The sequence below is a fragment of the Streptomyces sp. NPDC008238 genome (assembly GCF_042956445.1).
Lineage (GTDB): Bacteria > Actinomycetota > Actinomycetes > Streptomycetales > Streptomycetaceae > Actinacidiphila.
Map to the genome: position 1 here is coordinate 244,491 of NZ_JBIBGK010000005.1, position 13,905 is coordinate 258,395.

At 73.5% G+C, this 13,905-nt stretch carries 8 protein-coding genes; 4 read left to right on the forward strand and 4 right to left on the reverse strand.

Going from position 1 to position 13,905, the window contains the following annotated elements:
* Positions 1-469: 469 nt before the first annotated feature.
* From ACFZAU_RS15280 to ACFZAU_RS15290, 3 genes are read right to left on the reverse strand one after another with little or no spacing between them, the layout of a single operon-like run.
* Entirely contained in the window at positions 470-1,585 is a 1,116-nt protein-coding gene (locus ACFZAU_RS15280) for a hypothetical protein (protein ID WP_500552531.1), read from the reverse strand.
* 13 nt (positions 1,586-1,598) lie between these two features.
* Positions 1,599-2,798, reverse strand: a complete 1,200-nt coding sequence (locus tag ACFZAU_RS15285) for a bifunctional class I SAM-dependent methyltransferase/NUDIX hydrolase (RefSeq protein ID WP_500552532.1) — start codon at positions 2,796-2,798, stop codon at positions 1,599-1,601.
* 33 nt (positions 2,799-2,831) lie between these two features.
* Complete coding sequence (locus ACFZAU_RS15290) at positions 2,832-3,380, reverse strand: hypothetical protein (RefSeq protein WP_500552533.1); 549 nt, start codon at positions 3,378-3,380, stop codon at positions 2,832-2,834.
* A 677-nt stretch (positions 3,381-4,057) separates the two neighbouring features.
* Between ACFZAU_RS15290 and ACFZAU_RS15295 the strand changes: the two genes are divergently transcribed.
* From ACFZAU_RS15295 to ACFZAU_RS15305, 3 genes are all read left to right on the forward strand, one after another.
* Positions 4,058-6,421: a glycosyl hydrolase family 95 catalytic domain-containing protein gene (locus ACFZAU_RS15295; protein WP_500552534.1), complete on the forward strand. Its 2,364-nt coding sequence runs from the start codon at positions 4,058-4,060 to the stop codon at positions 6,419-6,421.
* Positions 6,422-6,578: 157 nt separating this feature from the next.
* Entirely contained in the window at positions 6,579-7,634 is a 1,056-nt protein-coding gene (locus ACFZAU_RS15300; protein WP_500552535.1) for an MBL fold metallo-hydrolase, read from the forward strand.
* 191 nt (positions 7,635-7,825) lie between these two features.
* Positions 7,826-8,281: a VOC family protein gene (locus ACFZAU_RS15305; protein ID WP_500552536.1), complete on the forward strand. Its 456-nt coding sequence runs from the start codon at positions 7,826-7,828 to the stop codon at positions 8,279-8,281.
* A 22-nt stretch (positions 8,282-8,303) separates the two neighbouring features.
* Here ACFZAU_RS15305 and ACFZAU_RS15310 read toward each other — a convergent pair whose 3' ends face one another.
* Entirely contained in the window at positions 8,304-9,614 is a 1,311-nt protein-coding gene (locus ACFZAU_RS15310) for an MFS transporter (protein ID WP_500552537.1), read from the reverse strand.
* Positions 9,615-10,005: 391 nt separating this feature from the next.
* On the opposite strand from ACFZAU_RS15310, the gene ACFZAU_RS15315 reads away from it, so the two are divergent.
* A complete protein-coding gene (locus ACFZAU_RS15315) occupies positions 10,006-13,830 on the forward strand; it encodes a S8 family serine peptidase (RefSeq protein ID WP_500552538.1) in 3,825 nt (1,274 codons plus the stop codon).
* Positions 13,831-13,905 lie beyond the last annotated feature (75 nt).

Below are 13,905 nucleotides of genomic sequence, written 5' to 3' on the forward strand. Positions count from 1 at the left end.
TCGGGCGCATCGCGTGAACCGCCCCGGCCGCCCTCGTCCAGCGGGGCGGCGGTTCGGCATCCCGGCGCGGGAGCCCGGGCCGGCCCGGATCGCCGAGCGGGAAGGCCCTGTGCGCCCCGGGGCCGCGATCCGCGTCGTCGGCCATGGTCGGCGCATCGTCGGGGCGACCGGGGTGAGGCCCGCTGCGCCGCGTACGGCAGGCAGCTCCGGGGCTCCACCGCGACGGGTGGGCGTGACCGCCGTGCCACGGCCGGTTGCGCCGGGTCAGGGGACCGGCGTGGCCGCCGAGGTACTGCCGGGGCCTGCCCTCACGGGTCGTGGGCCCGCTCCTGGACGCGGAAGTCGCCGCCTCGTCCGTGCCCATTGCGGCCCCCGAGGAAAGCGGGCCCGGTCCGTGCCACGGCGGTGAACGGGTCCGGCGTGACGCCGCCGGGCCCGTTCTCGGCCTCACCGGGTGGTCGGCCGGTCGTCACCCGCCGCTGCGGCCCCAGCGGGCGGCGCCGTCACCGTTGTCCTGCAGCCTGCCGTTCGCGGCCTTGGCGACGGCGGTGCCGCGCGCGAGCTGGAAGGCGGCGACCGGGTCGGGCTTGCCGGTCCACGGTTCCGCGCCGCACCAGGGGCCGATGAGCCGGAACTGCTCGAGCGCGGCGTCGTAGTCGCCGTTCTCGCCCAGGTAGTGCGCGAGCAGGTGGCGCAGGGGAGGCAGTTCGCGGGCGTCCCCGGGCACCTGGCCGAGCGACCGGGTGACCTCCGCCAGGAAGCGCTTGACCTTGGCCGTGGTCACGGACGCCATGGCGCCGTGGCGTTCGGTCAGTTCGGACAGGGCGTGCAGGTAGATGCCGGCGAGGGGGCTGCCTTCAGGGGCGCTGCGCACGGCACGCTCGGCGAAGTCCATCATCTGCTTGTCGGTGCCGCACCACTTGGCGCACCAGTACTGCAGGGCCTGCCAGTGGCCCGCGTAGTGGTGCGGGGCGCGCTCGACGAGGCCCTCCCACAGCGGCTGGAACTGCATGCCGCGGTACTTCAGGGCGCGCGCGGTGGTGATCATGACGACCCACGGCCCGGGGTCGCGGGGCGCGAGCCCGGCGGCGTGCCGCGCGGCCTCCATGGCGGCGGGCAGCATCTGCTTGAAGCGGCGCATGCGGTAGGACGGGACCTGGTTCGCGTACCCGGCTCCCCGGGTCTCCCAGGCACGGTGCACGAGCAGTTGTGCGTGGAGGGTGGCGGCGTCCCCGTTGTCCGGGTCGTTGCGGCGCCACTCGTCCAGCCAGTCGTCGTCCTCCCCGGCGATCTCCTGCAGCAGTTCCAGCCGGTGCCAGCGCTCGTCCCACTCCTCGCCCGCGCGGTCGACGTAGGCGGCCGCCGTGCGCCAGTCGCCGCCCCACGCGGCGTCCGCGACCGCCTGCATCTCGTCGATCCGGTGAGCGGGCAGGTGCGGCCCGGCCCGCCGGGCGTCGAGCATCGCGACGGGCACCATCCCGTACTCGGTGGGGTCGAACCGGGTGCGGACCCACCGCTCGAGGCGGGCCTTGTGGACGGGGGCGAGGAGGTTCATCACACCGGAGATCATGCGGACGGCGGTCACCTGGGGCAACCCCTTAACCCCCGGCCCCGGCGGGCTCGTCGCCGCGTGCCCGGAGGCGGTGGAGACGGGCGGGCGGATGCTCGACCGGCAGGCCGGGGCGCCAGGTGGTCAGGCACTGGGCACTGGGGACGAACAGGCCGTCGGGAAGCCGGTCGAGCGGCCACCACCGCCAGTCGCCCACGCTCTCGCCGGGCTGGTCACCCGGCTCGCCCTCCCACGCGGTGACTACCGCGACGGCCGTCGCCCGTACCGTGCCCTGGACCTCGTCGAGGAGCAGCCCGAGCAACTCGACGTCCTCCTCGCGCACGACGCAGCCGGTCTCCTCCCGCACCTCGCGGACGGCGGTGCCCGCCAGCGACTCGCCCGGCTCCACCGAACCCCCGGGCAGCTCCCACGTACCCAGCCGGTGCCTGCCGAGCAGCAGACCGCGGGGGCCGTGGAGGATCGCCCCCACACCGAGGGCGGTGTTCGGCGGCGGCGGACCGGCCGTGCGGGGACGGCTGGTGACCTGGGTGCGCCGGCGCGCGTGGTAGAGGCGGCAGGAGGTGGGGACGTCCTCCTCCGGCGCGTCCAGGGTGTCGATCCGCTCGACGACCAGGCCGTGCTCCTCCAGCAGGTCGCGCCACAACTCCGGGGCCAGGACCCACATCCGGACGGTCAGTCGTCCGCCGCCCGCCAGCGGCAGGATCTGCGGGCGTGCCGTGACGGTGTCCGAGGGGCCTCGGCCGTCGGAGTCGGTGTGCAGGACCGAGAACACGAGCCTGCCGCCCGGGAGCAGCGCGTCCGCGACGGCGGGCAGCAGCCGGCGCGGGTCGATGTAGGCGAAGCCGTGGACGGAGTAGAGGACTTCGTAGGGATCGGCCCGGCGCAGGTGGTCGACGGCGTCCGCCAGGACCAGGCGCAGTCCCGGCACGCCGGCGTGGCGTGCGGTGGCGCGCTCGTGCTGGGTGGGCGAGGCCTCGACGGCGTCGACGAGGGCACCGTGCGCGAGGGCGAGATGGGCGGCGTGCCGGCCCAGGCCCGAGCCGAGGTCGGCGACGCGCCGGCCCCGTACGTCGCCCAGGACACCGGCGCTGTGGGCGTCCGCGCCGTGGGCGTCCGGCCAGAACCCCCAGGAGATGCCCTGCGCGTCGGGGACCTCGGTGGCCCTCGCCAGGTGGTGGGTTCCGTAGTCGGTCCAGGCACGCGCGTTCGTCGCTTCGGGATGGTCCACGGTGGAGTCCTTCCCCCTCGCGGGGGACGTCGATCAGGGAACGGTGCCCTCCGGATCCACCGCGGGGGCGAGGGCCCGTTCCAGCAGGTCGTGCAGGGACGGAAGCCGTTCGATCCAGTCCGGTGCCCGCGACACCCTGGCGAACTCCGCCGATGCCTGCCGGGCCCCCAGCGCGTCGAGCCAGCGGCTCTGCGCGGCGAGGATCCGGCGGGCCTCGGTGGCCGCCGGGTCCGGGTCCGAGGGGACCGCCGGGCGGATCAGGGGCACGAGTTCCTCCACGGCCTCCCACATCATCGGCAACACATCCGGCGCCGTCGCGGCGTCGGGCGGCTCGACGCCCTCGACCAGTCCCGTCACCGTCCGGACGAACCGCGTGCGGTGATCCGACCAGAGCTCCCCGCGCCAGGCGCGGTAGAGGCCTGCGCGCCGCGCCTGGTTCGCCTCCTCCAGGTCGCCGATGAGCGCCATGGCCGCGCCGTAGCGGCTGAACCCTTCCGCGACGGCCACGGGTCCGACGTCGCCGTCGTACCGGAACCTCCGGTAGGCCTCGATCGCCCTCCCCTTGGCCCGTGCGACCTCCACGTGGCCCCCGCGTGCAGTTCGCACTGGAGCAGGCGCATGAGCGGGACCTCCAGCGGCCCCGGGTCCTCGCGCCGTGCGCAGAGGACGATCGCGGCCTGCGCGTCGTCGATCGCGTGGCCGGGTTGCCGAGTTGCTCGTGGATGCAGGCCCGCCAGCGGTACCGGTCGACGGCCGCCGCGAGGGCACGCTGGTCGTCGGGCATGCGCCGGAGGATCTGCCGCGTGAGCAGGACGCTCCGGTCCACCGCCACCAACGCGTCGTGGTAACGGCCGTCGAGGTAGGCCCTCCCCGCCAGCTCACCCGCCCAGTTGGCCTCCTCGATCGTCCACATCAGGCGCCTGTCCATGCGGGCCATTCGACACCGCGCCGCACCCCACCGTCGATGGGTGTGCGTCCGGACCCGCGTGGTCGGGCGGTTCCGGCGGGGAGCGCACCTTTCCGGCAGCCTCGGAGCCTCCGCCACCCAACGCCCCAAGACATCCGACCTACTTGAGCCACATGACCCCGAACTCCCCACCACCGATGCCGAAATCACGAACCAAAAGGGCATAAGTGCAACAGGGGCAAGGGCAAAGGTCGGGTTAATCTGGTCGCAGCCGTTGACGCGGACGAAACAAGTTGATTATTTATGAATACTTTTTGTGGGCTCCTGCAACCCCCGGAAGGGAACCCTTGCCGTGTCCGCTTCTTCCCGCCGTGACTTCCTCCGCATCGCCGGCGCCACCAGCGGAGGTCTCGCCCTCTGGGGCGGTCTCCCGGCGTTCGCCGCGCACGCCGCTCCCGCCCGCCCGTCCAGCGTGGACTTCGTCCCGGAGGGCAAGGCCACGTCGCTCTGGTACCGGACGCCGGCCGACGAGGCGCACATCATCCAGGAGGCCCTGCCCGTCGGCAACGGCCGGCTGGGTGCCCTCGTCGGCTGCGATCCGGCGGACGACTTCCTCTACCTGACCGACGGCGCGTTCTGGACCGGCGGCCGCAACGACACCCTCACCGACGACGGCCAGCTCAACTACGGCCCCGACGACTTCGGCAGCTTCGGCCTGCTGGCCAAACTGCGCATCGCGCTGCCCGGCCACACCGCCGGGAAGGTGAGCGCGTACCGCCGCCAGTTGGACCTGAGCAACGGCGTGGTCTCCGCGACCTACCGGCACGAGGGCCATACCTACCGCCGCGAGGTGTACGCCAGCCACCCGGACGACGTGGTCGTCGTCCGGCTCACCGGCGGCCCGCACACCGGCACCGTCTCGCTGGCCGGTACCCACGGCGAGACCACCACGGGCGGGGGCGGGCAGCTCTCCTTCGCCGGGAAGCTCAAGAACGGCCTGCGCTACGCCGCCGCGGTCACCGCGGTCGGCAGCACCGGCCGGGTGAGCGTGGACGGCGACAAGCTGTCCTTCGCCGGTTGCCGTGAACTGCTGATCGTGGTCTGCGGCGGCACCGACTACTCCCCCGACGCGGCCAAGGACTTCCGCGAGCCGGGCACCGATCCCCTCGCCGTGGCCCGCACCAAGATCGCCGCCGCGGCGAAGGTGCCGGGGAGCGAGCTGCTGAAGACGCACGTCTCCGACTACCACCGGCTCTACAACCGGTTCACCATCGACCTGGGCGAGTCCTCCGCGCTGCAGCGGTCGCTGGACTCCTGGTCGCGCATAGCCGTGCGGTACACCGACGACTCCACGCCGGACCCGGAACTGGAGGCGGCCTACGTCCAGTACGGGCGCTACCTGACGATCACCGGCTCCCGCGACTGGCTGCCGATGAACCTGCAGGGCATCTGGGTGCACAACAACAACCCGGACTGGTACGCCGACTACCACACCGACATCAACGTCCAGATGAACTACTGGCTCGCCGACCCGGCGGGCCTCGGCGAGAACTCCCTGGCCCTCGCCCGCTACTGCGTGTCCCAGCTGCCCGTGTGGACCGACGTCACCAAGCGGCTCTTCAACAGCGACCGCAACCGGTTCCGCAACAGCTCGGGGAAGATCGCCGGGTGGGCGGTCGCGTTCTCCACCAACATCCACGGCGGCAGCGGTTGGGCCTGGCACCCCTCCGGCAACGCATGGCTGTGCAACTCGCTGTGGCGGCACTACGAGTACAGCCAGGACCGGGAGTACCTGGAGCTGATCTACCCCGTCCTCAAGGGCGCGGCGGAGTTCTGGCAGGCGCGGCTGATCACGACCACCGTCAAGGACGAGGACGGGACGTCGCGCGAGGTCCTGATCGACGACACCTCCTGGTCGCCCGAGCACGGCCCGGACGGGAAGGGCAACACCTACGGCCAGGAACTGGCGTGGGAGCTCTTCGAGGAGTTCAAGACCGCCTCCCGCGTGCTGCACCGGGACACCGGGATGGCCGCCGAGCTGGACGCCATGCAGGCCAGGCTCTACCTGCCCCGGGTGAGCCCGAAGACCGGCTGGCTCGAGGAGTGGATGACCCCCGACAACCTCGGCGAGGTGACGCACCGTCACCTGTCCCCGCTCATCGGCTTCTACCCGGGCGACCGGATCGCCGCCGACACCAGCTCGCCGGCGCTGCTCGAGGGCGTCCGCGCGCTGCTCACCGCCCGCGGCATGGACAGTTACGGGTGGGCGTGCGCGTGGCGCTCACTGTGCTGGTCCCGGCTGAAGGACGCCGAGAAGGCCTACCAGCTCTACCTGACGGTGCTGCGGCCGTCCATCACCAACAGCAACGGGACCTCGGCCAACTGGTTCGACATGTACAGCCAGGGCAGCTACACGATCTTCCAGATCGACGCGAACCTGGGCGGGGCCGCCGCCGCGCTGGAGATGATCCTCTACTCGCGGCCCGGCGTCATCGAGCTCCTGCCCGCGCTCCCCGAGGCCTGGGCGCCCAGGGGTTCCGTGACGGGCGTCGGCGCCCGCGGCGGCTTCGAGGTCGACCTCTCCTGGCGCGACGGCAAGGTGACCGAGGCGACCGTGCGCAGCACCGGCGGCACCACGACCGAACTGCGCGCGGGCGGCTTCCGCAAGCAGCTCACGCTCAAGCCGGGCAAGTCCGTGACGGTACGGATCCCCTAGCTCAGTCTCGTGCGGGTGCCGCGCTCCGGGAGCCCGGGGCGCGGCCCCCTCGCGGGTGCGTTTGCGAGGGCGGGAGGAGCGGAGGAGCATCGGTCTGGAGCCGTCTTGACCGGCGCCGTCGGCCCACGCCCGCGGCGCGAACGGACCGGGGACCGCCATGTGCGACACCACCCACGCAACCGCCGAGGACGCGGCTCTCTCCGCCCCGCGGCAGGCACCCGGCCGCGCCGTGGACCCGATCGCCCTCGAGCCCGTAGACGAGGTGCGGGTCACGATCCTGGTGGACAACACCTTCGACGCCCTGCTCGTCGGCGACGAACACACCACCAGGGCGGGAATGGGCCCCGCCTCCACCCCGGCCGGCCAGTTCGAGACGGGCCACACCGCCGTGGGCCTGATCGCCGAGCACGGCTTCTCCGCCCTGGTCACCGTCCGCCGCGGCGAGCGCGAGACCGTGCTGCTCTTCGACGCCGGCCTGTCGCCGTCGGGCCTGGTCACCAACGCCGACCGGCTCGCGGTCGACCTGGGGAGCCTGCGGGGCGTCGTCCTCAGCCACGGGCACTTCGACCACGCGGGCGGTCTCGCCGCCCTCGCCGGCCGGCTCGGCTCCCGCAGGATGCCCATGGTCGTCCACCCGCACGCCTGGACCCGGCGCCGCCTCCACACCCCGCAGAGCACCTTCGACATGCCCACCCTGAGCAAGAAGGCCCTCGCGGCGGAGGGGTTCGAGGTCGTCGAACGCACCCTGCCCTCCCTCCTCGTCGACGACAGCGTGCTCCTGACCGGAGAGGTCGACCGCACCACCGACTTCGAGCACGGCATGCCGGCCGCGCACCAGGCATGGCGCGGTGACCACTGGGAGCACGACCCGCAGGTCATCGACGACCAGGCGCTCGTGGTGCACCTCAGGGGCCGCGGCCTGGTCGTGCTGACCGGCTGCGGTCACGCCGGAGTCGTCAACATCGTCCGCCACGCACGGCGGCTCACCGGCGTGCCCTCCGTCCACGCCGTGCTGGGCGGCTTCCATCTGACCGGCCCCGCCTTCGAACCCGTCGTCCCTCCCACCGTCCGGGCGCTCACGGACCTCGGCCCGCACCTGATCGCCCCCGGGCACTGCACGGGCTGGCGCGCCCAGCACGCCCTCGCCGCGGCCATGCCCGACGCATGGGCCGCGAGCAGCAGCGGCACCACGCACCGCCTCACCGCGGCCTGACCCCGACCGGGCGGCGGCGCACCGCGACGGGAGGGCCGTGTGTCACACACCCCCGGCCACGCCGGTCGAACCTTGCGCAACGGTACGCGTCCCGGGCCGGCCCACCCGCCCGTGCGCCGCCCACGCGGTCCGGCCCCGTGCCGGACGCGCGGCCCGGGAACGCGCCTCACGTCGACGAAGGGTGACCAACGATGACGGCATCGCCCGCCGATCTCCCCGTGCCCGAGCACGGCCTGCTCCTCACGCACTTCCTGACCGTCCGGGACGTCGCGGTCTCCCGCCGTTTCTACACGGACGTCTTCGGCGGCGAGGTGGTGATGGAGGAGAACCCGGCGATCGTCAAGGTCGCCAACAGCTGGCTCATCATGAACCCCGGCGGCGGCCCCACCCCCGACAAGCCGGACGTGACCCTGGAGGTGCCGCAGAGCACCGAGCGGGTGTCCGGCTTCGTGAACGTGCGGGTCGCCGACATCGCCGCCTTCCACGCGCACGCCGTCGCCAAGGGCGCCCGCTTCCTGACCGAGCCCCTGGACCGCGGGTCCGAGCTGCGCTGCTACCTGCGCGACCCCGACGGTTACCTGATCGAGGTGGGTCAGTCCACGGGCCTGCTGCGCGGCGTCCTCGCCGAGCCGCCCGCGGGATCCTGACCCGGCCCGTCCCCCGCGCGCCTCACGGCACGGCCGTCTCCGGGGCGGCGCGGGGGACGGAGCCGTCCGCGGCGTCCGGGGACGCCGGCAGGCGCCGTACGGCCGGGACGCACAGCAGGGCGAGGGCGGCGGGCACCCCGATGACCGTCATCGCGTACAGCGTGGGCCGTACGCCGACCGCCTCGGAGACCGGGCCGGCGAGGGCGAGGCCCAGCGGCATGAGTCCGCTCGACAGCAGGTAGTCGTACGAACTCACGCGGGACAGGGCGGCCTCCGGCACGTGGGTCTGCAGCGCGGTCTCCCACAGGACGAAGAAGAGCGAGACGGCGATTCCGGTGACCGCTTCGAGGGCCGCGATCAGGGCGATCGACCCGCCGCTGCCGATGACGACCGCCTGGCAGGAGGCCACGGCGAGCGCCGCGGCGCCCAGGGCCAGCGGACGCGAGATCCGCAGGCGGTAGGCGCACACGTCCCCGGCGACGGCGCCGATGCCGAAGGCCGCGACCACCACCGACCAGCTCGCCGCGCCGCCCCACTCGTCCTCGGCGAGGACCGGGCCGAGCACGAACACCGACGGCAGCACGACGACGTGGTACACCGCGATGGCCGCCATGCCGGACCACACCCAGCTACGGCTGCGCACCTGCGCCCAGCCCTCGCGCAGTTGGGTGAGGAACGTCGCCGCGGCGGCGGCCGGCGCGGCCCCGGACCCCTCCGCCCCGGACCCCTCCGCCCCGGGCTCGGTCCCGCGAGGTCTGAGCCGGGCCAGGAACGCCGCGCTGACGGCGAAGGTGAGGGCGTCCAGGGCGAGTGCGCCGCCCGGTCCCACCAGGGCGATCAGACCGCCGGCCAGGGCGGGACCGACGACCAGCGAGGACGACTGGACGAATCCCCGCAGGGCGTTCGCCTCCCGCAGCCGGCCGGGCGCCACGACCAGCGGCAGCAGCCCGGTGGAGGCGGGCATGAAGAACGCGTCCGCCGTGCCGAAGACGGCCAGCAGCAGGACGAGGTACGGCACTTCGGCGGCGCCGGTCAGCAGCAGCGCGGCGATGACGGCCTGGGCGGCACAGCGCACGAGGTCGGAGAGGAGCATGATGCGGTGCCGCCGGAAGCGGTCCGCCCACACGCCGCCCACCAGGGTGAACAGCAGCGTCGGCACGAGCGCCGCGGCGGTCACCACTCCGACGTCGGAGGCGGATCCGCCCGCCGAGAGCACGGCGAAGGGCACCGCGACGAACGACACCCGGTCGCCCAGCACGGACAGGGACTGCCCGATGAACAGGCGGGCGAACTGCGGCTCGTCGCGCAGCACGCCGGGGACGAGGGATTTCACGCGACGACCGATCAGGGGCAGCGGGCGGACATGACGGGCAGCGCCCGATCGTAGGCAACCACGGCCCGCCGGTCACCTGAATTTCCCGAGGTCGCGGGCCGTGTCCCGGCGGACACCCGGCCGAAGTCTGTCGCCCTTGTGACATGGCCCAGTTGTGCCACGCGGGATCGCTGACAGCGCCTCCCGGTACGCCGGATGATTCCGAACGGCTCATGAACCGCGGTGGTACGAGGGGCCCTCGGCACGTCCGTGCGGGCCTTCGCCCCCATGGGCGCCCCGGCCCGCAGTCCCGACACCGTCGACCGCGGTGGGCGTCACGACGGCAGGTCATGACACCCGCTCACGAACCCGCTTCCCGGGTGCCGGGACGACAGAAAGGATGCAGACACCGATGAGACGGATCCGCCTCTGGGCGGCGATATCCCTGTCGGCGGTGGTCGCGTCGGGTGCTGTCGCGCCCGCCTCCGCCCAGGCCCCCTCGGGGTCCACCGCGCCGACGCCCGCGCCGCAGGACCGTACGGCCACCGTGCGGTTGATCACCGGCGACCTGGTCACCCTCAGCGACGCGCCGGGCGGCAGGAAGACCGCTTCGGTCACGCGCGCTCCGGGCCGCGAGCACGTCTTCTTCCAGACCACCGAGAGGGACGGCGCGCTGACGGTGCTGCCCTCCGACGCGGCGGCGCTGGTCCGCACGGGACGGCTGGACGCCGGGCTCTTCGACGTGACGGCCCTGGTCGCCCAGGGGTACGACGAGGCGCACGCCGACGCCCTGCCGCTGATCGTGTCCACGCCGGGAGGTTCGGCGCGGGCGGCGGCGAAGAAGGCGGACGCGCTCGCGAGGTTCCACGAGGGCTCCGCCGGACCGCGGCGGCTGTCGAGCATCGACGCCCAGGCGCTGCGCGTGGGCGACGGGGATCTCGCCGCGTTCTGGAAGCAGCTCGCGCCCGCCGAGGGCGCCTCCGTGGCGAGCGCCGCGGCGACGACCCCGAAGGTCTGGCTGGACCACAAGGTGCGTCCCACGCTGGACCGCAGCACGGCGCAGATCAACGCGCCGGCCGCGTGGGCGGCCGGCTACCACGGTGAGGGCGTCAAGGTCGCGGTACTGGACACCGGCGCCGACCAGACGCACCCGGACCTGGCGGGCCGGGTGAGCGTGGCGAAGGACTTCAGCGACAGCGGTTCGACCGAGGACCACTTCGGTCACGGCACGCATGTCGCCGCCACCGCCGCCGGCAGCGGCGCGGCCTCCGACGGCCTGCGCAAGGGCGTCGCGCCGAACGCCGACCTGCTCATCGGCAAGGTCCTCGGCGACGACGGCTCCGGCAGCGAGTCGCAGGTCATCGCGGGCATGGAGTGGGCCGCCGGGCAGGGCGCCAGGGTCGTCAACATGAGCCTGGGCGCGGACATGCAGACCGACGGCACCGACCCCATGAGCCTGGCGGTGGACGAGATCTCCCGCAGCAGCGGCGCGCTGTTCGTCGTCGCCGCGGGCAACACCGGTGAGCTCGGCGAGATGACGGTGGGCTCGCCCGGCGCGGCCGACGCCGCCCTCACGGTCGGTGCCGTCGACCGTGACGACTCGCTGGCCTCCTTCTCCAGCCGTGGCCCGCGTTTCGGTGACAAGGCCGCCAAGCCCGACATCACGGCGCCGGGCGTCGGGATCGTGGCCGCGCGCGCCGCGGGGACGTCGATGGGCGTCCCGGTCGACGACCGCTACACCTCGGCGAGCGGCACGTCCATGGCGACGCCCCATGTGGCGGGCGCTGCGGCACTGCTGGCCGGGAAGCACCCCGACTGGACGGGTGAGCAGCTCAAGGACGCGCTGATCAGCACGTCCCACACGGTGTCCGGGCAGCTGCCGACCGAGCAGGGCGGCGGCCGTGTCGACGTCAAGGCGGCGTTCACCTCCCCCGTGACCGCCACCGGGACGATCGTCCTGGGCCCGTTCGAGCGGGACGGGTCGCCGGTGCAGCGGGCCGGCGCGGTGCGCTACACCAACCACGGCGACGCCGAGGTGTCGCTGGACCTGCGGTCGGCGCTGACGGCCAAGGGCGGCAAGCAACTGCCCGCGGGGGCGCTGACGCTGGGTCAGGACACCGTCCGCGTCGCCCCCGGCGCGACCGTCGAGGTGCCGGTCGCCGTCGACCCGTCGAAGGCCGGCCGCGGCTCGTACCACGGCTGGGTCACCGCGACGTCCGCCGGCGGGGCCTCGGTGCACACCACCCTCAGCCTGTGGGTGCGCGCCCCGCTGCACAAGCTCACCACCCGGTCCTTCGGGCCCGACGGTCAGCCCACCGCGTGGTCCCTACTGGACGTCTTCGGCGGGGACGCCGAGGTCACCTTCACCGACCTGGGGGTCGCCGAGGTCGAGGAGGGCACCTACCTCGTCGGCGGCACCCTGGCCGAGGACACCAGCGACGGCGTGCGCGTGATCCAGGTCGTCGAGCCCGAGGTGAAGGTCACCAAGGACACGACCGTCACCCTGGACGCGCGCAAGGCCAAGCAGGTGCGGGTGCGCACGCCCGAGCCCGCCGAGCGCCGCAACAACGTGACGTACCAGATGTACCGGAAGATCGACGGCGTCGAGCAGACCATGGGCATCTACTACGAGGACGGCGGCGGGTTCGTGGACCTCTACGCGAACCCCACGTCCAAGGTCACCGAGGGCGCCTTCGAGTTCAACGCCCGCTTCGAGATGACCGCTCCCGAGCTGAGGACCGAGGTCCGCGGCGCGGGCCTCGCCCTGAGGCCGTTCTACGCCAAGCAGTCCACGCCGTTCGACCCCCGGGGCGAGCGGCTGGTCGCCGTGGACGCGGGGACGCGGGACAAGCCCGACCTGCGGCCGTCCACCGTGCGGGGCAAGCTCGCCGTGATCCGCGACGAGTACGCGATGGAGGGCTACGACCTGGCGGAGACGGCCGCGAAGGCCGGTGCCAAGGGCATCGTGGTCGTCCTGCCCGAGGGCATCCTCGCCTGGACCCGCTGGAAGCCGATGGACACCCGTTCCGCCGTGCCCGTCGTCCGGATGACGGCCGCCGACGGCGCCGCGCTGCTGCAGTACATGAAGCGGCACACGGCCGTCGTCGACGTCTCCGGGACGGTCGAGAGCCCGTACCTGTACGACATCACCACGCAGTGGCAGCAGATCCCGCAGGACGTCACGTACACCGTCTCGGACCGCAACACCGCGCGGGTGAAGGCGTCCTACGCGAACAACGGCCCGCTGCACTGGACCAGCGAGCAGCGCTTCGGCTGGCGCCCCTACACCGACGTCGCCTGGGAGACCTCCCGCTGGGCGCCGACGGGCAAGTCCCGCACCGAGTACGTCACTTCCGGCGACACCCGGTGGATGCACGACGTGGACTTCATGACGGGCCCGGATCTGTTCCTCGCGGGGGCCCTGCAGTCCGGCCTGCGCGACACCCCGCGCACCTTCGCGGCGGGCGAGAAGGCCGGCGAGGAGTGGTACCGGGCGGTGGTGCGGCCGTCCATCCCGCGTGGCTGGAGCCGGCCCGCCGTCCGCGACGGTGACGTCCTCAGCCTGGCGATCCCGGAGTACACCGACGCGGTGGCCGGCCACTGGGGCCGCCGGCAGGTCGCCTCGCTCGGGGGCGGCATCGGCGGGAGGTCCGGGGCGCCCGGGACGATGGACGACCCCTCCTACATGAAGGGCGACACCGTGGCGGCGGTCCTCTACCGGGACGGCCGGAAGGTGGGCGAAGGCGACGACGCCTGGCGGGAGTTCCCCGTCCCCGCCGGAACGGCCGGCTACCGCCTGGACCTGACGACCGCGCGCGACACCGAGTACTGGCAGACCGGCACGCGGACCAGCACCTCCTGGACCTTCCGCTCCGGCACGGCGGCGCAGAAGACGCTGCTGCCGCTGCTCCAGGTCGACTACGGCGTCCCCGCGGACCTGGGGAACTCGGTGGGCGGCGGCAAGCGGCACGACCTGGACCTGACGGTCAGGAACCAGGACGGGCTCGCCGCCCCCACCGGGGTCAGGCTCCAGGTCGAGGCCTCCTTCGACGACGGCAAGAGCTGGACGGGCCAGGTCCGCGTCAAGGACCGCGGCCACAACCGGTTCACCGCCACCGTCGAGCGGCCGGGCGACCACCGGCAGGGCGCGTACGTGACCCTGCGCGTCACCGCGACCGACAAGGCGGGCAACTCCGTCCGGCAGACGGTCGAGCGCGCCTACCGGATCGGCTCGTAGCGGCGTCGGCCATCTGACGGCACCGCGGGTGCCGGGGGTCCTGCCCCCGGCACCCGCTCCGTCACCGCCCAACCA

Excerpts from the sequence above, each read along its gene's own strand:
- ACFZAU_RS15300 (WP_500552535.1), top strand. The coding sequence starts at position 6,579 with ATGTGCGACACCACCCACGCAACCGCCGAGGACGCGGCTCTCTCCGCC.
- ACFZAU_RS15315 (WP_500552538.1), top strand. The coding sequence starts at position 10,006 with ATGAGACGGATCCGCCTCTGGGCGGCGATATCCCTGTCGGCGGTGGTC.
- ACFZAU_RS15305 (WP_500552536.1), top strand. The coding sequence starts at position 7,826 with ATGACGGCATCGCCCGCCGATCTCCCCGTGCCCGAGCACGGCCTGCTC.